General features: G+C 63.7%; 17 protein-coding genes. 6 read left to right on the forward strand and 11 right to left on the reverse strand.

Features of this window, described 5'->3' with window-relative positions; genetic code table 11:
• Positions 1-23: 23 nt before the first annotated feature.
• Positions 24-1,013: a phosphogluconate dehydrogenase (NAD(+)-dependent, decarboxylating) gene (gene gnd, locus AB7M16_RS28790; protein WP_453947279.1), complete on the reverse strand. Its 990-nt coding sequence runs from the start codon at positions 1,011-1,013 to the stop codon at positions 24-26.
• A 12-nt stretch (positions 1,014-1,025) separates the two neighbouring features.
• Positions 1,026-3,875: a bifunctional transaldolase/phosoglucose isomerase gene (locus AB7M16_RS28795; RefSeq protein WP_453945818.1), complete on the reverse strand. Its 2,850-nt coding sequence runs from the start codon at positions 3,873-3,875 to the stop codon at positions 1,026-1,028.
• A 327-nt stretch (positions 3,876-4,202) separates the two neighbouring features.
• Here AB7M16_RS28795 and AB7M16_RS28800 point away from each other — a divergent pair, with 327 nt between their 5' ends.
• From AB7M16_RS28800 to AB7M16_RS28815, 4 genes are all read left to right on the forward strand, one after another.
• A complete protein-coding gene (locus AB7M16_RS28800; protein ID WP_172786876.1) occupies positions 4,203-4,826 on the forward strand; it encodes an STM3941 family protein in 624 nt (207 codons plus the stop codon).
• Between the two features lie 297 nt (positions 4,827-5,123).
• Complete coding sequence (locus tag AB7M16_RS28805; protein WP_172786875.1) at positions 5,124-7,067, forward strand: PrkA family serine protein kinase; 1,944 nt, start codon at positions 5,124-5,126, stop codon at positions 7,065-7,067.
• Positions 7,068-7,097: 30 nt separating this feature from the next.
• The gene (locus AB7M16_RS28810) at positions 7,098-8,375 is read left to right on the forward strand and encodes a YeaH/YhbH family protein (RefSeq protein WP_212254901.1); all 1,278 of its coding nucleotides are present in this window, start codon (positions 7,098-7,100) and stop codon (positions 8,373-8,375) included.
• On the forward strand, positions 8,372-9,910 hold the full coding sequence (locus AB7M16_RS28815; protein WP_271499673.1) for a SpoVR family protein: 1,539 nt from the start codon (positions 8,372-8,374) through the stop codon (positions 9,908-9,910). The genes AB7M16_RS28810 and AB7M16_RS28815 overlap by 4 nt, the downstream gene beginning before the upstream one ends.
• Positions 9,911-10,140: 230 nt before the next feature.
• Here AB7M16_RS28815 and AB7M16_RS28820 read toward each other — a convergent pair whose 3' ends face one another.
• From AB7M16_RS28820 to AB7M16_RS28845, 6 genes are all read right to left on the reverse strand, one after another.
• Positions 10,141-10,581 carry a DUF1801 domain-containing protein gene (locus tag AB7M16_RS28820; RefSeq protein ID WP_260382518.1) on the reverse strand — a complete coding sequence of 147 codons (441 nt, stop codon included), beginning with the start codon at positions 10,579-10,581 and terminating at the stop codon, positions 10,141-10,143.
• An 11-nt stretch (positions 10,582-10,592) separates the two neighbouring features.
• Positions 10,593-10,796, reverse strand: coding sequence for a hypothetical protein (locus AB7M16_RS28825; protein ID WP_025034403.1), 204 nt, complete (start codon positions 10,794-10,796; stop codon positions 10,593-10,595).
• 43 nt (positions 10,797-10,839) lie between these two features.
• Positions 10,840-11,268 (reverse strand): SRPBCC family protein, encoded by a 429-nt coding sequence (locus AB7M16_RS28830; protein ID WP_453945821.1) that lies wholly within the window; start codon positions 11,266-11,268, stop codon positions 10,840-10,842.
• Entirely contained in the window at positions 11,265-11,588 is a 324-nt protein-coding gene (locus AB7M16_RS28835) for an ArsR/SmtB family transcription factor (protein WP_172786872.1), read from the reverse strand. Before AB7M16_RS28835 ends, AB7M16_RS28830 begins: the two co-directional genes overlap by 4 nt.
• 245 nt (positions 11,589-11,833) lie before the next feature.
• Positions 11,834-12,283: a DsrE family protein gene (locus tag AB7M16_RS28840; RefSeq protein ID WP_453945824.1), complete on the reverse strand. Its 450-nt coding sequence runs from the start codon at positions 12,281-12,283 to the stop codon at positions 11,834-11,836.
• 40 nt (positions 12,284-12,323) lie between these two features.
• Positions 12,324-12,944 carry a hypothetical protein gene (locus tag AB7M16_RS28845; protein WP_453945826.1) on the reverse strand — a complete coding sequence of 207 codons (621 nt, stop codon included), beginning with the start codon at positions 12,942-12,944 and terminating at the stop codon, positions 12,324-12,326.
• A gap of 302 nt (positions 12,945-13,246) precedes the next feature.
• On the opposite strand from AB7M16_RS28845, the gene AB7M16_RS28850 reads away from it, so the two are divergent.
• On the forward strand, positions 13,247-14,812 hold the full coding sequence (locus AB7M16_RS28850; protein WP_212254509.1) for an SUMF1/EgtB/PvdO family nonheme iron enzyme: 1,566 nt from the start codon (positions 13,247-13,249) through the stop codon (positions 14,810-14,812).
• Between the two features lie 16 nt (positions 14,813-14,828).
• Positions 14,829-15,323, forward strand: a complete 495-nt coding sequence (locus AB7M16_RS28855) for a DUF4399 domain-containing protein (protein ID WP_212254510.1) — start codon at positions 14,829-14,831, stop codon at positions 15,321-15,323.
• On the opposite strand, the gene AB7M16_RS28860 is transcribed toward AB7M16_RS28855, so the two are convergent.
• The 3 genes from AB7M16_RS28860 to AB7M16_RS28870 form a co-directional block, all read right to left on the reverse strand.
• Positions 15,324-16,379: a 2-oxoacid:ferredoxin oxidoreductase subunit beta gene (locus tag AB7M16_RS28860; RefSeq protein ID WP_025034408.1), complete on the reverse strand. Its 1,056-nt coding sequence runs from the start codon at positions 16,377-16,379 to the stop codon at positions 15,324-15,326.
• Between the two features lie 186 nt (positions 16,380-16,565).
• Positions 16,566-18,413 carry a 2-oxoacid:acceptor oxidoreductase subunit alpha gene (locus AB7M16_RS28865; RefSeq protein ID WP_453945829.1) on the reverse strand — a complete coding sequence of 616 codons (1,848 nt, stop codon included), beginning with the start codon at positions 18,411-18,413 and terminating at the stop codon, positions 16,566-16,568.
• Complete coding sequence (locus AB7M16_RS28870; protein ID WP_453945831.1) at positions 18,383-20,182, reverse strand: FAD-dependent oxidoreductase; 1,800 nt, start codon at positions 20,180-20,182, stop codon at positions 18,383-18,385. Before AB7M16_RS28870 ends, AB7M16_RS28865 begins: the two co-directional genes overlap by 31 nt.
• Positions 20,183-20,421: the final 239 nt, after the last annotated feature.

Below are 20,421 nucleotides of genomic sequence, written 5' to 3' on the forward strand. Positions count from 1 at the left end.
TCGGCCTTCGCTTGGTTCACTCGTTACTTTGGCTTCGCCGCGCCCGGCTCCTTGTGCCCGCCGAACCCTGCACGCATCGCGGAGAGAATTTTTTCGGCGAAGGTGTGTTCCTTGCGGGACCGGAAACGTGTGTAGAGCGCCGCGGTCAGGACCTCGGCCGGCACGGCCTCGTCGATCGCGGCATTCACGGTCCAGCGTCCTTCGCCGGAATCCTCCACGAAGCCGGAATATTCGGCAAGCTGCGGACTGTCGGCGAGCGCAGTCGAGGTGAGGTCGAGCAGCCAGGATGGAATCACGCTGCCGCGCCGCCACACTTCGGCGATGTCGGCGAGATCGAAATCGTAGCGGTGATCCGCCGGCAGGGCCTCGATATTGGCGTTCTTGAGGATGTCGAAACCTTCAGCATAGGCCTGCATCAGGCCGTATTCGATGCCGTTGTGGATCATCTTGACGAAGTGCCCGGCGCCGACGGGGCCGGCGTGAATGTAGCCCTGCTCGATGCGGGGATCGCGGCCCTCGCGCCCCGGCGTGCGCGGAATGTCGCCGGCGCCCGGCGCGAGCGCCGCGAAGATCGGATCGAGCCGGTCGACCACCTGCTTCTCGCCGCCGATCATCATGCAGTAACCGCGGTCGAGCCCCCAGACGCCGCCCGAGGTGCCGACATCGACATAATGGATGCCGCGCGCCTTCAGCGCCTTGCCGCGGCGGACGTCGTCCTGCCAAAAGGTGTTGCCGCCGTCGATGATGACGTCGCCTTCCTGCATCACGCCGGCGATCGTCTCGATCGTGGTCTCGGTGATGCGTCCAGCCGGCAGCATCACCCAGGCCGTGCGCGGCCGCTCCAGCTTGGCGACGAACTCTTCCAGCGTCGCCGAGCCGACCGCGCCGTCTGCGGCAAGGCCGGCGACGGCCTTCGCATCCTTGTCGTAGACCACCGTCGAATGCCCGTGGCGCATCAGGCGGCGAACGATGTTGCCGCCCATTCGGCCGAGGCCGATCATGCCGAGTTGCATCTGCATCATTCCTTAGTTCAGCGCGTCGTTGAGCGCCGCATCGAGCGCGGCGAGGCCTTTCTTGAGCCCGCCCTTCAGGTGCACGCGCAACGCGCGCCGGCCGCGCTCCGTCAGCACGTCGAAATCGCCGCGCGCCTGCGCCGCCTTGATCACGCCGAAGCTCGCCTTCTGGCCCGGCACAGGCAGGTCCTTGGCATCGTCCGCGGTGATCTGGAGGAACACGCCGCTGTCGGGCCCGCCCTTGTAAGCCTGTCCCGTCGAGTGCAGGAAGCGCGGGCCGAACTCGGCGCAGGTCGCGACGTGCCGCTTCTCGCGCACCTCGAGCCGCATCGCCTGGAGCGCGTCGATCGTGGCCTTGTCGCGCGCGATGTAGCCGAGCAGGGCGACGTAGTCTCCGTCGCTGGATCGCGACAGATGCGCCTTCAGCCAGGAGCTGAGATCGCCATTGGCGCCGGCGGCGCGCAGCGCGTTGGCATTGGCCTCGTCGGTGTAGAGATCGGCGTCCTTGGTGCTGACCACCGGCTCTTCGGCCGGCAGCTTGCCGGTCTTCTCGAATGCGGCCGTGAGCTCGCGGGTCTTGATCTTGGCCGCTTCCACGTCGGGCTGGTCGAACGGGTTGATGCCGAGAATGCTGCCGGCCACGGCGGTTGCCATCTCGAAGCGGAAGAATTCCTGGCCGAGATGCTCGATCGACTTCATGACGATGCGCACCACGGGATGACCCTCCGCCTCGATCGCGGCAAGCTGGGAATCGTGTGCGGCGTCCGCTTCGCCTTCGACACGGATGTCGATGAAGAAGCGGTCATTGCCGTAGACGGAGGGATCGCCCAGCGGCTCGCCCTCGATCGGGATCAGGCCCTTGCCCTCCTTGCCGGTCGATTCCGCGATCAGCTGCTCGGCCCAGGCGCCGAAATCGGCGATCTTCTTCGACGCCAGGATCGTCACCTTGTCGCGGCCTTCGAGTCCCGCGAGACCCATGGCAAGGCCGAGCTGCACGCCCGGATTTTCGGACGGCGGCACGTCCGGGCCACAGGAGCGGGCCATCGCCAGCGCATGCTTGACGAAGGTCTTGACGTCGATGCCCGCGGTTGCCGCCGGCACCAGCCCGAACGGCGAGAGCACCGAATAGCGTCCGCCGATCGAGGGCTCGCCATGGAAGACGCGGGCATAGTTCAGCTGCTTCGCCGCCTTCTCCAGCGACGAGCCGGGATCGGTCACCGCGATGAAGCGATGGCCGGTCTTCACCTTCGCCCCCACCGCCTTGGCAACCTGCTCATGGAAATAGTCCTTCATCGCGTTCGGCTCGGTGGTGCCGCCGGACTTGCTGGAAACGATGAAGACGGTGTTGGCGATGTCGATCTTCGCCTCCATCGCCCGGACCTGCGCCGGGTCGGTGGAATCGAGCACGTGCAGCTTGGGGAAGCCGGGCTTCTTGCCGAAGGTCTCGGCCAGCACCTCGGGGCCGAGGCTGGATCCGCCCATGCCGAGCACGACGGCGTCGGAGAATTGCTGGCCCTTCACGCGACCGGCATAGTCCTCGTAATCGGCAATGTCGGCCTGGTGCGGGCTGTCGAGCCAGCCCAGCCATTTGTCCTCGTCCGCACCGGTCCAGACCGATTTGTCGCGCTGCCACAGCCTGCGGATCCTGGCCGATGCCCGCCACTCCTCGGTGGTCTTGGCCAGCGCCTTGCCGAGCCCGTCGCCCAGCGAAAGCTGCTGGCGGTCGAGTGCGGGCCCGAGCACGGCCGCGCGCTTGTGGGCGACGGCGCCGTAGAGCTTGTCGGCGGCATCCGCAAACAGCTTGACGCCGTCCTTGACCAGCTCCTCGGTGATCGCATCGAGCGAGATGCCGGAGCGCTCCAGCTCCTCCAGCACGCGCTTCGCGTCCTCGACATTCTCCTCCAGGCTGTCGCGCGGCTTGCCGTGGTCGCGGAACGCATCCAGCGTTGCCGGCGGCACGGTGTTGATGGTGTCGGGACCGATCAACTCCTCGACGTAGAGGACGTCGCTGTAGTCCTTGTTCTTGGTGCCGGTCGAGGCCCACAGCATGCGCTGCGGCTTGGCGCCCTTGGCGGCGAGCTTCTCCCAGCGGGGACCTGAGAACAGGCGCTTGTAGTCCTGGTAGGCGAGCTTGGCGTTGGCGATCGCGACCTTGCCCTTGAGCGCGGCGAGCCGCTCCTTCTCCGACGGATCGTTGGCGCGGGCGATCTTCTCGTCCAGCTGCTTGTCGACCACCGAATCGATCCGGCTGACGAAGAAGCTGGCGACGCTAGCCACGTGCGAGGGATCGCCGCCGCCGGCGACGTAGGTCTCGAGACCGGCGATGTAGGCCTCCGCCACCTCGAGATAGACGGCCTTGGAGAACAGCAGCGTGATGTTGATGCTGATGCCCTCGCTGATCAGCTGCTCGATCGCCGGCAGCCCCTCCGGTGTCGCCGGCACCTTCACCATCAGGTTCTTGCGACTAACGTCCTTCCAGAGCCGCCGCGCCTCCGCGATCGTGCCTGATGTGTCCATGGCGAGATAGGGCGACACCTCCAGGCTGACGTAACCGTCGCCGCCCTTGAGGCGGTCATAGACCGGGCGCAGCACGTCGGCGGCGTTCTGGATGTCCTCGACCGCGACGGCCTCGAACAAATCGGCCACATTGCGGTCGCCGCGCTTCAGCGCCTTGCCGATCGGGGCGTCGTATTCGTCCGAGCTGCCGATCGCCTTCTCGAAGATCGATGGATTGGAGGTGACGCCTTTGACGCCGTCGGTGTCGATCAGCCGCTTCAGGTCGCCCTTGGCGATGAAGCCGCGGGCCAGGAAGTCGAGCCAGACCGCTTGTCCGTGCTTTTCCAGTTCTTTGACGGGATTCATGATGCTTATTTATCTCCAAGCCTGCGGGCGAGGGGTTTTCGCGCCGGTCCTGACGCGCTATCCTCTAGCTTACATGCACCCGGGAGGGAACCAATCAAGGGTATGGGAGTCATACCCTCCAGTGTAACTCCGTCGCGATCATGGCGATCCAGGCGGGCAGGGCTATGTTGCGTAAAAGTCGTTGGCCAGAGGACAGGGCCGAGGTCTCCTTGCGTAATGTCAGCCGTCGCGCCTCGTCGGCCAGTGGTTGCGTAGAGTGCCACCGGCGGATTTCGATCCGCCGTCGCATCGTGGCTCGGCCGCGAATGGCCATGCTGGGGGAAGAGCATGTACGCCAATAAGAAGAAGGGTCTGGCCGTCGCCGACAGCCAGCCGGCGGTTGCGTCGGTCAGCATCGACGCATCGCGCGATCTCGAAATCAACCGCTGCGTGACGCAGCTGCGGCTGCTGGTCGCGGCGGGCTTTGCCATGACCCTGCTCAGTGCGAGCCTTGCCTTCGACTGGTGGGACGGGCCCGGCGGCTACGATACGATGGTCGGTTATGCCGGCGTCGTCGTGTTTGGCCTGGTCACGTCCTGGCTGATCTGGATGCTTCCCGCCGAACGAGGAGCGGTGGTGGTCGTCACCCCCTACGGCATCCGCGATCTCCGTATCGGCAATGAATTTCTCCTCTGGGAATCGATCGCGGAGATTTCGGCTGAAGAAAGTCGCGGCCACAAGGCGATCGTGCTCACGCCCTCGCCGGCGCTGCAGCGCCAGCTGTCCGCCATCCCGACCCTGGCCCGTCGCGCGCAGGATGGCCGCATCGTCATCCGCTCGGAGGGCCTGGCGACCGATTTTGATACATTGCTGCGCGCTTGTCGCGACTTCCACGCTGGCATCAGCGCGCGCACCGCATTGCAGCAGGAAGATGAACGGCGGCCGCAAGGCTTCGCCGTACAAGCGTCATAAGATCGCCGCTCCCGGACCGCTATGCTGCATCGCCGGATGAGGTCATATCCGGGAACGCCCGGATGTGGCGACCGAGTGACATTTTCTGGAAATGAGCCAGAATGGACAGAGATTCGCACAAATTACAGGCGTGTGGCTGTTCGTAACTAGAGAAGTGCCTACGTTGTGCGTTGCGTCGAGTTGGCACCCGGATGTTCAATGATCGTCATGTGCTCACGCTGAGTCGAAACGGCCTGAGGAACGCTCCGGTAACTGCTTTCGTTTCAGCTTGTAGCGGAACTCACGCGGAGAGGGATCATGTACAACGATTCTCTATTCAACGCTTTCGCTCGGTCGTTCGAGGCGAGAAGCCAGCACGACATGTCGATGGCGGAATATCTGGAATCGTGTCGAAGCGATCCCATGAAATACGCGAACGCGGCCGAACGACTCCTAGCGGCGATCGGTGAGCCCCAGACGATTGACACGGCCAAGGACCCACGCCTTGGCCGTATTTTTTTGAACCGCACCATCCGCACCTATCCAGCCTTCGCCGGCTTCTACGGCATGGAAGAAACCATCGAGCGTATCGTCGGTTTCTTCCGCCACGCGGCGCAAGGTCTCGAAGAGCGCAAGCAGATCCTCTACCTGCTCGGCCCGGTCGGCGGCGGCAAGTCCTCGCTCGCCGAGCGACTCAAGTCGCTGATGGAAGTGCAGCCGATCTACGTGCTCAAGGCCGGCGACGAGCTCTCGCCGGTGTTCGAGAGCCCGCTCAGCCTGTTCGATCCCGATCAGCTCGGTCCAATGCTGGAGGAGAAGTACGGCATTCCGCGCCGTCGCCTCACCGGCCTGATGAGCCCGTGGTGCTACAAGCGGCTCGAAGCGTTCGGCGGCGACATTTCGCAGTTCCGGGTCGCCAAGATCCAGCCGTCGCGGCTGCGCCAGATCGCGATCGCCAAGACCGAGCCCGGTGACGAGAACAACCAGGACATCTCCTCGCTGGTCGGCAAGGTCGACATCCGCAAGCTCGAGACCTACGCGCAGAACGATCCCGACGCCTACAGCTATTCCGGCGGCCTCAACCGCGCCAACCAAGGCGTGCTCGAGTTCGTCGAGATGTTCAAGGCGCCGATCAAGATGCTGCACCCGTTGCTGACCGCAACCCAGGAAGGCAATTATATCGGCACCGAGAACATCGGCGCGATCCCGTTTACCGGCATCATCCTGGCGCACTCGAACGAAGCCGAGTGGGCGAGCTTCAAGGCCAACAAGAACAACGAAGCCTTCATCGACCGCATCTGCGTCATCAAGGTGCCCTACTGCCTCAGGGTCACCGAGGAGCAGAAGATCTACGAGAAGCTGATCCAGGGCTCCGAGCTCGCCGCGGCTCCTTGCGCGCCGTCGACGCTGGAGACGCTGGCGCGGTTCTCGGTGATGTCGCGCCTGCGCAAGCATGAGAACTCCACCCTGTTCGGCAAGATGCGGGTCTACGACGGCGAGAGCCTGAAGGAATCCGATCCGAAGGCGCGCAGCGTCCAGGAATATCGCGACGCCGCCGGCGTCGACGAGGGCATGGACGGCGTCTCGACCCGTTTCGCCTTCAAGATCCTGGCCGCCACCTTCAACCACGATCCGCAGGAGGTGGCCGCCGACGCCGTGCATCTGATGTACGCGCTGGAGCAGGCGATCCGCCGCGAGCAGCTGCCTGAGGAGACCGAGAAGCGTTATCTCGAATTCATCAAGGCGGATCTGGCGCCGCGTTATGCCGAGTTCATCGGCAACGAGATCCAGAAGGCCTATCTCGAATCCTACTCGGATTACGGGCAGAACCTGTTCGATCGCTACGTCGACTATGCCGACGCCTGGATCGAGGACCAGGACTTCAAGGATCCCGACACCGGCCAGCTGCTCGATCGCGAGCTTTTGAACCAGGAGCTGACGAAAATCGAGAAGCCGGCGGGCATCGCCAACCCCAAGGACTTCCGCAACGAGGTCGTCAAATTCTCGTTACGGTCGCGGGCTCAGAACGGCGGCAAGAATCCGACCTGGACCTCCTACGAGAAGATTCGCGATGTGATCGAAAAGCGGATATTCTCCCAGGTCGAGGACCTGCTTCCGGTCATCTCCTTCGGGTCGAAGAAGGACGGCGAGACGGAGAAGAAGCACGGCGAGTTCGTCGCACGCATGGTGGAGCGCGGCTATACCGAACGTCAGGTTCGCCGGCTCGTCGAATGGTACATGCGCGTGAAGCAGGCCGGTTGAGGCGGATGGGAGGCGAATGGTAAAGTGCCCATTCACATTATTGACAGGCGCCTGAATCCAGGCGGCAAGAGTCTTGAGAACCGCCAGCGGTTCTTGCGTCGGGCCAAGTCCCTGGTGCAGGGCGCCGTCAAGAAGACCTCGCAGGAACGCGACATCAAGGACGTCCTGGAGGGTGGTGAGGTCACGATCCCGCTCGACGGCATGCACGAGCCGCGTTTCCGCCGTGAAGGCGGGACGCGCGACATGGTCCTGCCCGGCAACAAGAAGTTCATCGAAGGCGACTATCTGCAGCGCTCCGGCCAGGGCAGCGCCAAGGACTCCGGCCCCGGCGAAGGCGACAGCGAGGACGCCTTCCGCTTCGTGCTGAGCCGCGACGAGTTCGTCGATCTGTTCCTCGACGACCTCGAGCTGCCGGATCTCGCCAAGCGCAAGATCGCGCAGACCGAGAGCGAAGGCATCCAGCGCGCCGGCTACACCATGACCGGCTCGCCCGCCAACATCTCGGTGAGCCGGACGGTGAAGCTCGCGCTCGCCCGCCGCATCGCGCTGAAGCGTCCGCGCAAGGACGAGATCGAAGAGCTGGAAGCCGCGATCGCGGCCTGCACGGACGAGGACGAGCGCGCGGCTCTCGTGGCCCGGCTCGATGCGCTGAAGGCAAAGTCGAAGCGCATTCCCTTCATCGATCCGCTCGACATCCGCTACCGGCGCTTCGAGACGGTGCCCAAGCCCGTCGCGCAGGCCGTGATGTTCTGCCTGATGGACGTCTCCGGCTCGATGTCCGAGCACATGAAGGATCTGGCGAAACGCTTCTATATGCTGCTCTACGTGTTCCTGAAGCGGCGCTACAAGCACGTCGAGATCGTCTTCATCCGCCACACCGACCGTGCCGAGGAGGTCGACGAGCAGACCTTCTTCTACGGTCCGGCCTCGGGCGGCACGCTGGTCTCCAGCGCGCTGCAGGCGATGCACGAGATCGTGCGCGAGCGCTTCAACCCGTCGGACTGGAACATCTACGCCGCGCAGGCTTCCGACGGCGACAATTCCTATTCCGACGGCGAACTCACGGGGCTCCTCTTGACCGAGAAGATCCTGCCGGTCTGCCAGTTCTTCGCCTATCTCGAGGTCGGCGAGGCCGGCGGCAGCGCCTTCGATCTCTCCGACTCCTCGCTCTGGAGCCTCTATGAGCGCCTGCGCAACAGCGGCGCCCCGCTCTCGATGCGCAAGGTCTCGGAGCGCAGCGAGATCTTTCCGGTATTCCACGATCTGTTCCAGCGCCGCGACACTGCCCAGGAGAAGGCCGCTCCATGACGGAACGTTTGTTCGAAGGCGCCGATTGGGATTTCCGCACCTTGCAGCGCATCACCGATGCCTGCGAGGAGGTGGCGTTGAAGGATCTCGGCCTCGACGTCTATCCGAACCAGATCGAGGTCATCACCGCCGAGCAGATGCTGGACGCCTATTCGTCGGTCGGCATGCCCTTGTTCTACAAGCACTGGTCGTTCGGCAAGCACTTCGCCTTCCATGAGGCCTCCTACCGCAAGGGCCTGATGGGGCTCGCCTATGAGATCGTCATCAACTCCTCGCCCTGCATCTCCTATCTGATGGAGGAGAACACGGCGACGATGCAGACACTGGTGATCGCGCACGCCGCCTTCGGCCACAACCATTTCTTCAAGAACAATTATCTGTTCAAGCAGTGGACCGATGCCGACGGCATCCTGGACTATCTCGACTTCGCCAAGAACTACGTCATGCAGTGCGAGGATCGCTACGGCCGCATCGAGGTCGAGCGCACGCTCGATGCCGCGCACGCGCTGATGTCGCACGGCATCGACCGCTATCCCGGCAAGAAGAAGCTCGACCTGCGCGCCGAAGAAAAGCGGGCAGGGCGCCGCCGCCAGCACGAGGAGGAGGTCTTCAACGATCTCTGGCGCACGGTGCCGAAGGGCGCCGCCAAGAGCCGGTCCACGCTCAGCATCGAGCGCCGCCGCAAGCTGCTCGGCCTGCCGCAAGAGAATTTGCTCTATTTCCTGGAGAAGAGCGCGCCGCGGCTGGCGCCCTGGCAGCGCGAGCTGCTCCGCATCGTCCGCCACATCGCGCAATATTTCTATCCGCAGAGCCAGACCAAGGTCATGAACGAGGGGACGGCGACCTACGTCCACTATCGCATCATGACCAAGCTGCACGAGCAGGGTCGCATCAGCGACGGCAACTTCCTGGAATTCCTGGGGTCGCACACCAACGTGGTGTTCCAGCCCGAGTTCGACGACCCGCGCTTCTCCGGCTTCAACCCTTACGCGCTCGGCTTTGCGGTGATGCAGGACATCGAGCGCATCGTCACCAATCCGGAAGACGAGGACCGCGAGTGGTTCCCCGACATCGCCGGCAAGAACGACGTCATGGGCGTGTTGCGCGACGTCTGGGCCAATTACCGCGACGAAAGCTTCATCGGCCAGTTCCTGAGCCCCAAATTGATGCGGCACTTCCGCATGTTCCACCTGCACGATGATCCCGAGGAGCGTGCCGGTATCCGCGTCGATGCCATCCACGACGAGCGCGGCTTCCGCCGCGTCCGCCGCGAGCTGGCACGGCAGCACGATGTCGGCTTCATCGACGCCAATATCGAGGTGGTCGACGTCGATCTCTCCGGCGACCGCCGCCTGATCCTGCATCACCACGTCATCAAGGGCTCGCAGCTCAACGAGACCGACGCCAAGCGCGTGCTGCAGCACCTGGCCGACCTCTGGACCTACGACGTCGCGCTGATCGAGGTCGACGCCAACGACAAGGTCTTGCGCGAATACGTCGTCAGCCCGCGCCCGATCCCCGCCGCGGTGGCGTGAGGCTGTCTCCTCTTTTGAAGTGAAGTTCGCGCGCCGAAGACGGTGCGCTCCCTCCCTCGCTTGCGGGGGAGGGCTGGGAGAGGGTGTCTCCGCAGTGGGGCTCCCCAGAGGAGAGAGCCCTCTCCCGGCGCGCGGACGATGCTTCGCATCGCCCGGAACGCGCCGACCTCTCCCGCAAGCGGGAGAGGTGGAGCCCGCGGCGGCTCAAGAGAAGACGTTGGGCATCGCGCCTAGGCTAATCGCTTTCCCGGCTTCTTCGCCTTGCTCGCATTCAGCTCCACCGCCGCGCGGATCAGCGCCTGCAACGCCTTCTCGTTGACCTTGTCGCCCTCGCGGATGTCGATCGCGCGGCGCACATTGCCGTCGAGGCTGGAATTGAAGAGACCTGCGGGATCGGCCAGCGCCGCGCCCTTGGCGAAGGTCAGCTTCACCACCTCCTTGTAAGTCTCGCCGGTGCAGATGATGCCATCGTGCTCCCAGACGGGGACGCCGCGCCATTTCCACGCCTCGACGACGTCAGGATCGGCTTCCCTGATCAGGCCGCGGATTCGCGCGAGCATCGCGCCGCGCCAGTCGCCGAGCTCCTTGATCCGGCCGTCGATCAGCTTCGATGGCGAAGCGTTGCCTGCTTCCTTCGCGCTGCTCGTCTTCGCCGCCACGGGCTTCTTCATCATGGCCTCGTTCACGCGTTGCTGCGGCCGCGATAAGGCAGCGCGAACAGATACAGCCCGGTCGCGAGCAGCGGAATCAGCGGCACCAGTGCCAGGAAGCCGATCCACACGGCCTGGACCTGCATCGTCATCGCCACGATGTTGGCGATGACGGCGAGCGTGAAAGCCATCGACAGCCAGCGGTGAATTTGCCGAATCCACATCTGCGTGCTCATTGGGGACCTCCTGTTGGATTGATCGAAATGGACGCCGGCGGAGCTAGCTCGCCCGGGCCAGCAAATCGTCCAGCTTGGCCAGGAACTGCTTCCAGCCGGCATGCGCGCCGCCGAACGCCTGTTTCTGCGTCGGGCGGAAGCCCGCCTGCTCGACGCGCAGATGCGTGCCCGCGCTGGTCGGCGTCAGCGTGAAGGTGACGATGCTCTTCAGATCGAAGGCCGCGTTCTCATGCGAGAAATTCCAGGTGTAGGCCAGCGACTTCTGCGGCTCGATGGTGAGCACCTCGCAATCCAGCACGCCGCCCCACTCGCCGCGCAGGTTGAAGCGATGGCCGACGACCGGCTTGAAGTCGTTCTTCATCAGCCATTCCTCGATCAGATGCGGCTGCGTCAGCGCGCGCCAGAGCCGCTCGGCGGGATAAGCAAATTCGCGCTCGATGACGACGGAGCGCGTCTCGGCGGGTTCGTTCATTGGTCCATCCTCTTCAGGAGATCGTCGAGAGCGTCGAGCCTTTTCTGCCAGAACCCGGCCATCTGGCCGGTCCAGTCGATCAGCGGATTGAGCGCACCGGGCTGCGCGCTGTAATGGGTCTGCCGTCCTTCATGGCGGTCGCGCACCAGGCCCGCCTGCTTCAACGCGCCGAGATGTTTCGACACCGCCGGCTGGGACACGCCGGATCGCGCCGTCAGCGCCCCGACCGTCTGCTCCCCCTCGCGGCACAGCCGTTCGAAGATCGCCCGCCGGGTCGGGTCGGCGAGCGTCCTGAACAGGAGGTCGGGGGTGGAGGGCATGCGGGATCCATAACTAGGAAGTTATGGGTTTATGCATAACCGTAGAGTTATAGGTTAGTCAAGTGGGACGGGAGATATGGCGATGGCTGGCGCAGCCCTCTCCACGTCATTGCGAGGAGCCCTTGCGACGAAGCAATCCAGTCTGCCTCCGCGGAGAAACTCTGGATTGCTTCCGCCTTCGCTAAGGCTTCGGCGGACAAGTCGCTGCGCTCGCAATGACGGGGAGTGGCGGCGCCGTGCCCGGCCTACGGCCGGAGATACAAATACCCCTGCGATTGCAGCTCGGCCAGCCGGACCACGCCGCCCTTCTCGGCGTTGACGAAACCCGGCAGCAGCTCGTTGAGCGTGACGTTCTGCGCTTTCATCGTGTTGCCGCAGGCGGCGAGCTCGACGCCGTCCTTGGAGAAATCGCCGACGCGCTTGCTGACATCGGGATTGGCCTGCGCCGAGTGAAACGCCTTCAGCGCCGGGCCGTGGATCACCAGCGCGATCGTCACATGCTCGGGGCCGCCGACGCCGTCGATGTGGTTCTGGATGTTGCCGAGCACGAAATTGACCTTCTCGGCATCGCTGAGGTGGTAGACCACCTTCAGCTTGGCGCCGATGCCCGCCTCCGTTGCGGCTTTCGCGCTGGAGGCGCCGAGCGCTGCACCCAGTGCCGAGATGGCGCTCCACAAGATGTTCCGGCGGTTCATGGCGATTTCCTTCGACGAGGCCAAATTTGCCGAAGGCATATCACTTGTGGCGTAGCGCCGCGAGTTCCTTGCGATCGGTCACCAGCGAAGCGCATTCGCTGTTGTCGGTGCGGTCGAGGCGGAAGATCTTGTCGTCGGCGCCGGCCGTCAGCGAATGCTCGGCATCGTCGTCGGGCTTGTTGTTCTGCCAGACGCGCACCCGTTCGAGCCGGACGATCGCCGACTTGTCGTCCTTGGAGAGCGCAACGCCGATGCCGCCGCCCTCGCAATCGACGCCGCAGCCGAGCCGCACCTCGTTGCCGCTTTTGGTGAACACGGCGTGGTTGCACGAGCCGCTGGAATCGAAATCGCCGCTGCGATGACGGTACCTGAAGCCGAGGCGGAAGGAGTTGTGGAGCTCCTTGTCCTCCTTGTCGACTTCCGCCGAGACCAGCAGCTTCATCGAAGCGACCTTCTGCTTCGGGTGCCGCGCCAGATGGTCGGCATCGTAGCGGCGGACGAAGCAGGCATAGGCCTTGTTGCCGGGGGCGCCCGCATACATGCGCGTATTGAACGTCACTGCCTCGGCCTTGCTGGCCTCGCGAATATCGTCGCCGTCCTCGGCCCGGGCAGTGCCGATGAATGCAGCCAGGGCGAGCGGAAGGACAAGGGCAAGCTTCATGATCGCACCGAACGCCTGATGGGCATTGGCCCGCCATCCGCGGGCCGGTCTGTCATTGGTCGCAGGCGCAGTGGAGCGCGTTCAACCGCCGCACGTCGCTCGATGTCGGGCAGCGGCCACGGCGGGCCTTAGTCACCACTCCAATCGAGAAGGTTCAACGGGTGCGACGACTTGATTCCTCGGAACCCGACGCCGGTGCTTGCTGCGACATTGTCTCGTTTCGTCAATGTGGTAGCCTTCACAGACGACCGCCTTTGGCAGTCGTAGGCTGGGGCTGCCTTGTAAGTTTGTGGAGTCCCCGCATGGGTGAAATTCGCAACTTCAGACCCGGAAATCCCGATGAGCCGCCGCCGCACAGCGGACTGCCTCGTCGTCTCGCCGCGATCATCGTCGGTGACATCGCCTCCTACAGCCGGTTGATGCAGGCCGACGAGGAAGGCACGCATGCCCGCGTCAAGCGGATCGAGCGCGACATCATCCAACCCAGCATTGTCGAACACCATGGAAGTCTGGTGAAGACGACCGGCGACGGCTTCATCGCCATTTTCGACAGTCCCGTCGAGGCCGTTCGATGCAGCATCGTCATCCAGCAAAATCTCGTTGGTCGCAACGCCTCGATTCCCAAGCATTCCCGGCTCGAATATCGGATTGGCGTCAATCTCGGTGACGTCATCGTGGAGCCGGACGACATCTATGGTGACGGCGTCAACATCGCCACGCGTATCGAGGGCATCGCAGAGCCGGGGCAGGTCTACATATCCGGCGCGATCTACGAGCAGATCAAGCACAAGATCGTGTGCGGTTATGAGTCGCTCGGCGACCGCAAGGTCAAGAACATCACCGATCCCGTGCGCGTCTATCGCGTGCTGCCGGATGCAGATGCCGTCGGCAAGACACGAAGCCGGCGCGAGAACGTCCTGCTCTTTCTTCTGATCACGGCATTGCTGGTGATTGCCGGCTACGTGCTTTGGTACGTGCTGGTGCAGCACCGCAGCCAGGTGGGGCAACAGGCTGCCGCTCCCCCGATCGCGGCGCCGTTGGCTTCGCCGACGCCGCAATCCGTTCCGTCGTTACCGAGTCCGGCAGCACCGGCGCCACAAGCCGCACCCGCGGCTTCTCCGGTGCCCACAACGGTGCCATCGCCCGCAGCATCGCCTTCACCGTCTCCGGCATCCAGTCCATCGGTGACGCCGGTCCGGGAACCCGAGATGATCGCCATTCGCGGCGGCAGCTTCGCCATGGGAAGCAACGACGATCCGACCGAGCGTCCCGTCCACCAGGTCACGATCAAGCCGTTCTCGATCGGAAAATATCCGGTCACGGTGCGGGAGTGGAACGAATGCGCGGCCGCGAAGGCTTGTGCTTTCACCGCGACCGGCAAGGACGACGCGCCGGTCAGCAATGTGAGCTGGACTGACGCGCAGCAATATGTGGCGTATCTCTCCAAGGCGACGAAGAAGCCGTACCGACTCCCGAGCGAGGCCGAATGGGAATACGCGGCGCGCGGCGGTACGCAGACAAAATATTGGTGGGGCGACAAGCTCCAGCCTGGCATGGCCGGATGCAAGGATTGCGGCGACCTCGCAGCCGAGCAGCCGGCGAAGGTTGGCAGCTTCAAGCCCAATCCCTTCGGGCTCCACGACATGGGCGGCGGCGTCGACCAGTGGGTCGAGGATTGCTGGCACAAGAATTATCAGGGTGCACCGGTCGACGGTTCGGCATGGACCGGCGGCGACTGCTCATCGCACGTCCTGCGCTCGGGCTCCTGGAAGAACGATTCGAGATACGTGCGGCCGTCCAACCGCGATGGCTATGATACCAACGTCCGTTACCCCACGCATGGATTCCGTGTCGCGCTCACTCCTTGAGGCTGGAGGAGGTTTGATGAAAATCATTCGCTGCGCCGCGCTGGCGGCGGCGCTCGCATTGCCGCCAGGTGTTTTGGTGGCAAGTGTTTTGCTGTCAGGTGTTTTGCTGCCAAGCCCTGCTTACTCTCAGGGCAAAACCGCTCCCAAAGACGCAAAGCTCTATTTCATCACCCCGCAGGACGGGCAGAAGATCCGTGGTGGGTTCTGGGTCCGGTTCGGTCTGCGCAACATGGGCGTGACGCATGCCGGCGATGACTACCAGAACGCCGGTCATCATCATCTGCTGGTCGACGTCAACGAGCCCATCGACACCAAGGAACCGATCCCGCAGGACAAGTCCCATCTGCATTTCGGGGCAGGGCAAACCGAAACGTTTCTCGAGCTTCCGCCCGGCACGCACACGCTGCAACTGGTGCTGGGCGATGCGAAGCACTACCCCTTCGATCCGCCCGTCGTGTCTGACAAGATCACCATACGAGTCAGGCAGCCCGTTCCGGTCCGGCGCCGTTGATCACCGCAGGCTGGCGTTGATCTTGTCCAGCACCGCCGAACCCGGGCAGAGCGTGTCCGCCTCCAGCGCGTTGAGCGGGGTCTCGACCGTATTGAGATGCTCGTGCAGGTCGTCGGCATCGGGATCGACGTACAGAAGACCGGTGACGATCTGGCCCTTGGCGGCGTGCCGCGCGAGGAAGGTCTGGGCGCCGAGACGGTCATGCGGATCGTAGTCGGCGTCGATCTTGCGCAGCGCGATCTTGCTGCCGTCGTGCTGCTCGACCACCTGCACCGTGCCAGGCGCGTAGTCCACCGCGATCGGGTCGCGGCCGACCAGCACGTCGAGCCGGTTCACGGCGTCGTTGTGCTCGCGGACATAATCGAAGCTCTTGGTCGAGCCGGCATGGTTGTTGAAGGCGATGCAGGGGCTGATGACGTCGATGAAGGATGCGCCCTTGTGGCCGATCGCGGCGGCGATCAGCGGCACCAGCTGGCTCTTGTCGCCCGAGAACGAGCGCGCCACGAAGGTGGCGCCTAACTGCAGCGCGATCGCGACGAGGTCGATGGCGTTGTCGGTGTTGGTGACGCCCTTCTTGCTCTTCGAGCCGCGGTCGGCGGTCGCCGAGAACTGGCCCTTGGTCAGGCCGTAAACGCCGTTGTTCTCGACGATGTAGGTCATGTTGACGCCGCGCCGGATCGAATGCGCGAACTGGCCGAAGCCGATCGAGGCGGAATCGCCGTCGCCGGAGACGCCGAGATAGATCAGATCGCGGTTGGCGAGGTTGGCGCCGGTGAGCACGGATGGCATGCGGCCGTGCACGGAGTTGAAGCCGTGCGAATTGCCGAGGAAATAGTCCGGCGTCTTCGACGAGCAGCCGATGCCGGAGATCTTTGCCACCCGATGCGGCTCGATCGACAGCTCGTAGCACGCTTCGATGATCGAAGCCGTGATCGAATCGTGACCGCAGCCGGCGCACAGCGTCGAGATCTTGCCCTCGTAATCGCGATGTGTGTAGCCGAGCGCGTTCTTCTTCAGGCCCGGATGATGGAATTTCGGTTTTGCGATGTAGGTCATGAACGTTTCTCTCTGCTCCCTCTCCTCGCGGTATCTTCTCGCGAAGAGAACGATCGAATTGTCCCCCGCTGTATCCACATCGTCATTGCGAGGAGCCCTTGCGACGAAGCAATCCAGAGTCTTTCCACGGAGGCAGTCTGGATTGCTTCGCTGCGCTCGCAATGACGATGTGGATGCGATTTACCATCATGACACGGCCTTGCGGAGCGGGGTCACCTTGAGGTGGTCCTGGTGGTCGCCAATGGCCTTGGCGATGAAGCGGGCGGTGATCGGGGTGCCGTCGTAATGCACGATCGGCACTAGCCGAACGGGATCGATGCCGTTCTCGTTGACGATGAGCTGGCGCAGCTGGCTGTCGCGGTTCTGCTCGACGACATAGACGAAATCGTGCTCGGCGAGGAAGCTGGCCACGCTCGAATGGAATGGGAAGGCGCGGATGCGCATCCGGTCGAGCTGATGTCCGCGCGCCTCCAGAAGCCCTATTGCCTCGTCCATCGCCGGCGAGGTCGAGCCGAAATAGATCACGCCATACTTGGTCGGCCGTTCCGCATTGGCCTGCAGCGGCCGCGGCACGAGGTCCTGCGCCGTTTCGAACTTGCGCACCAGGCGCTGCATGTTATCGGCGTAGACCGTGCCTTCCTCGGAATAGCGCGCATAGCGGTCGCGCGATGTGCCGCGGGTGAAGTAGGAGCCCTTGGTCGGATGCGTGCCGGGATAGGTGCGGTAGGGAATGCCGTCGCCGTCGACGTCGAGATAGCGGCCGAAGTCGCGGCCTTCCTCCAGCATCTCCGCCGTCATCACCTTGCCGCGGTCGTATTGCCGCGCATCGTCCCACTTCAGCGGACGGCAGAGCCGGTGGTTCATGCCGATGTCGAGGTCGAGCATCAGGAAGATCGTGGTCTGCAGCCGCTCGGCGAGATCGAAGGCGGCAGCCGCGAACTCGAAGGCCTCGGCCGGGTCTTCCGGGAACAGCAGCACATGCTTGGTGTCGCCATGCGAGGCATAGGCGCAGGCGATGATGTCGCATTGCTGGGTGCGGGTCGGCATGCCCGTGGAGGGGCCGGCGCGCTGGATGTTCATGATCACGGCGGGGATCTCGGCGAAATAGGAGAGGCCGATGAACTCCGTCATCAGCGAGATGCCGGGCCCCGAGGTCGCGGTGAAGGCGCGGGCGCCGTTCCAGGAGGCGCCGATGACGATGCCGATCGAGGCCAGCTCGTCCTCGCCCTGCACGATCGCGTATTTCGCCTTGCCGGTTTTAGGATCGTGCCGGTACTTCTTGCAATGGGCGGTGAAGGCCTCCGCCACCGAGGATGACGGCGTGATCGGATACCACGCACACACGGTGGCGCCGCCATAGACCGCGCCGAGCGCGGCGGCGCTGTTGCCTTCGATGAAGATGCGGTCGCCGACCTTGTCTGATTTCTTTACCCTGAGCCCGATCGGGCATTTCAGATTCTGCAGCGCCCAGTCGCGGCCGAGATGCAGCGCGTGGACGTTGGAGGACAAGAGCTTCTCCTTGCCCTTGTACTGCTCGCCGATCAGCTGCTCGATCAGCTTGGGGTCCATGTCGAGCAGTGCACTGAGCGCGCCCAAATAGATGATGTTCTTGAACAGCTGGCGCTGGCGCGGATCGGTATAGGTCGAGTTGGTGATGGCGGTCAGCGGCACGCCGATCACGGTGATGTCGTCGCGGAATTTGGTCGACGGCATCGGCTTGGTGGAATCGTAGAACAAATAGCCGCCGGGCTCGATACCGGCGACGTCCTTGTCCCAGGTCTGCGGGTTCATCGCCACCATCAGGTCGACGCCGCCGCGGGCGCCGAGATGGCCTTCTTCCGTCACGCGCACCTCGTACCAGGTCGGCAGGCCCTGGATGTTGGAGGGGAAGATGTTGCGTGGGGACACCGGCACGCCATGGCGCAGGATCGCACGCGCGAACATCTCGTTGGCGCTGGCCGAGCCCGAGCCGTTGACGTTGGCGAAGCGGACGACGAAGTCGTTTACGCTGCTGAGCGGCTTTTTGTCGGACATGTCGAACCTGCGTGGGTCATATCGATGAAATATTTCTGCATGTCCCAGGCTCCGGTGGGACAACGCTCGGCACACAGCCCGCAATGCAGGCAGACATCCTCGTCCTTCACCATTACGCGCCCGGTCTTGAGATCGCTGGACACGTAGAGGTCTTGGTCCGGGCGCGGCGAGGGCGCCTTCAGGCGCTGGCGCAGGTCGCTCTCTTCGCCATTGTCAGTGAAGGTGATGCAGTCCATCGGGCAGATGTCGGCACAGGCGTCGCACTCGATGCAGAGCGAGGTCGAAAACACGGTCTGCACGTCGCAGTTCAGGCAGCGATGCGCCTCGCCCAGCGCCAGCTTGACGTCATAGCCGAGCTCGACCTCGGCGCGGATGTCCTTCAGCGCAACGACCTTGTCGCGATGCGGCACCTTGAAGCGCTTGTCGTTGGAGATGTCGTTGTCATAGCTCCATTCGTGGATGCCCATCTTCTGCGAGGAGATTTGCACCTCCGGCAGCGGGCGCTCGGTGATGTCCTCGCCCGACAGCATCTTGTGGATCGACAGCGCGGCGTCATGGCCATGCGCGACCGCCCAGATGATGTTCTTCGGGCCGAACGCGGCATCGCCGCCGAAGAATACTTTCGGATTGGTCGAGGCGAAGGTCTTCGGATCGACCGTCGGCATGTGCCATTTGTCGAACTCGATGCCGCAATCCTGCTCGATCCAGGGGAATGCATTCTCCTGACCCACCGCGACCAGCACGTCGTCGCAGGGAATGGTCTGATCGGGATCGCCCGACGGCACCAGATTGCGGCGGCCCTTGGCATCGTATTCGGCTTTGACGTGCTGGAAGGTGACGCCGATCAGCTTGCCGGCGACATGCTTGAATGCCACCGGGACCATGTAGTTGAGGATCGGGATATCCTCGTGGATCGCGTCTTCCTTCTCCCAAGGCGAGGCCTTCATCTCCTCGAAGCCGGAACGCACGACCACCGTGACTTTCTCGCCGCCGAGCCGGCGTGCGGTGCGGCAGCAGTCCATCGCGGTGTTACCGCCGCCGAGCACGATCACGCGCTTGCCGATCTTGTCGACATGGCCGAACGACACGTTGGCCAGCCATTCGATGCCGATATGGATGTTGCTAGCTGCTTCCTTCCGGCCGGGAATGTCGAGCTCGCGGCCGCGCGGCGCGCCGGAGCCGACGAAGATCGCGTCGTATTTCTCCGCGAGCAGCGCCTTCATGCTGTCGATGCGGTGACCGCCCCTGAACTCGACGCCGAGACCCAGGATGTAGCCGGTCTCTTCGTCGATCACGGAATTGGGCAGGCGGAATTTCGGGATCTGCGTGCGCATCATGCCGCCGGCTTCCGGGTCGGCATCGAACACGGTGCAGTGATAGCCGAGCGGCGCGAGATCGCGCGCCACCGTCAGCGAAGCGGGACCGCCGCCGACCAGCGCAATGCGCTTGCCGTTCTTCGGGCCGGGCTTCGGCAGCCGCTGCTTGATGTCGTCCTTGAAATCCGCTGCAACGCGCTTGAGGCGGCAGATCGCGACGGGGGTTTCCTCGACGCGGCCGCGCCGGCAGGCCGGCTCGCATGGACGGTCGCAGGTGCGTCCCAGGATTCCGGGAAACACGTTCGATTTCCAATTGATCATGTAGGCGTCGCTGTAGCGGCCTTGGGCGATCAGTCGGATGTATTCGGGAACCGGGGTGTGCGCAGGACAGGCCCATTGGCAATCGACCACTTTGTGAAAGTAGTCGGGGGCCGCGATATCGGTCGGTTTCATTCCTACCCTGTCCGCGCAGGCTCAAAGACCCCGCGGCCTTTTTTGTTGAGCTTGGCGAGCGCTTAACGCGCTTCGATCTGGTTTCTGAATGACGTCATTGGGTTAGCTTATTAGAACCGTTCCGAAGTACAACGGCAAATTTGCCCGCTTCCCCGCTTTCATGGGAGCTGCGCGTGCACGGCATTAATGACCGCGCGCGGATGTGCGTGCGGTGCAGCATCGCACTCTGCTCCATCCCG

This window comes from Bradyrhizobium sp. USDA 372 (genome assembly GCF_053629095.1).

Coding starts and splice junctions, on each gene's coding strand:
- gnd (WP_453947279.1), bottom strand. CDS start 1,013: ATGCAACTCGGCATGATCGGCCTCGGCCGAATGGGCGGCAACATCGTT.
- AB7M16_RS28795 (WP_453945818.1), bottom strand. CDS start 3,875: ATGAATCCCGTCAAAGAACTGGAAAAGCACGGACAAGCGGTCTGGCTC.
- AB7M16_RS28800 (WP_172786876.1), top strand. CDS start 4,203: ATGTACGCCAATAAGAAGAAGGGTCTGGCCGTCGCCGACAGCCAGCCG.
- AB7M16_RS28805 (WP_172786875.1), top strand. CDS start 5,124: ATGTACAACGATTCTCTATTCAACGCTTTCGCTCGGTCGTTCGAGGCG.
- AB7M16_RS28815 (WP_271499673.1), top strand. CDS start 8,372: ATGACGGAACGTTTGTTCGAAGGCGCCGATTGGGATTTCCGCACCTTG.
- AB7M16_RS28820 (WP_260382518.1), bottom strand. CDS start 10,581: ATGAAGAAGCCCGTGGCGGCGAAGACGAGCAGCGCGAAGGAAGCAGGC.
- AB7M16_RS28825 (WP_025034403.1), bottom strand. CDS start 10,796: ATGAGCACGCAGATGTGGATTCGGCAAATTCACCGCTGGCTGTCGATG.
- AB7M16_RS28830 (WP_453945821.1), bottom strand. CDS start 11,268: ATGAACGAACCCGCCGAGACGCGCTCCGTCGTCATCGAGCGCGAATTT.
- AB7M16_RS28835 (WP_172786872.1), bottom strand. CDS start 11,588: ATGCCCTCCACCCCCGACCTCCTGTTCAGGACGCTCGCCGACCCGACC.
- AB7M16_RS28840 (WP_453945824.1), bottom strand. CDS start 12,283: ATGAACCGCCGGAACATCTTGTGGAGCGCCATCTCGGCACTGGGTGCA.
- AB7M16_RS28845 (WP_453945826.1), bottom strand. CDS start 12,944: ATGAAGCTTGCCCTTGTCCTTCCGCTCGCCCTGGCTGCATTCATCGGC.
- AB7M16_RS28850 (WP_212254509.1), top strand. CDS start 13,247: ATGGGTGAAATTCGCAACTTCAGACCCGGAAATCCCGATGAGCCGCCG.
- AB7M16_RS28855 (WP_212254510.1), top strand. CDS start 14,829: ATGAAAATCATTCGCTGCGCCGCGCTGGCGGCGGCGCTCGCATTGCCG.
- AB7M16_RS28860 (WP_025034408.1), bottom strand. CDS start 16,379: ATGACCTACATCGCAAAACCGAAATTCCATCATCCGGGCCTGAAGAAG.
- AB7M16_RS28865 (WP_453945829.1), bottom strand. CDS start 18,413: ATGTCCGACAAAAAGCCGCTCAGCAGCGTAAACGACTTCGTCGTCCGC.
- AB7M16_RS28870 (WP_453945831.1), bottom strand. CDS start 20,182: ATGAAACCGACCGATATCGCGGCCCCCGACTACTTTCACAAAGTGGTC.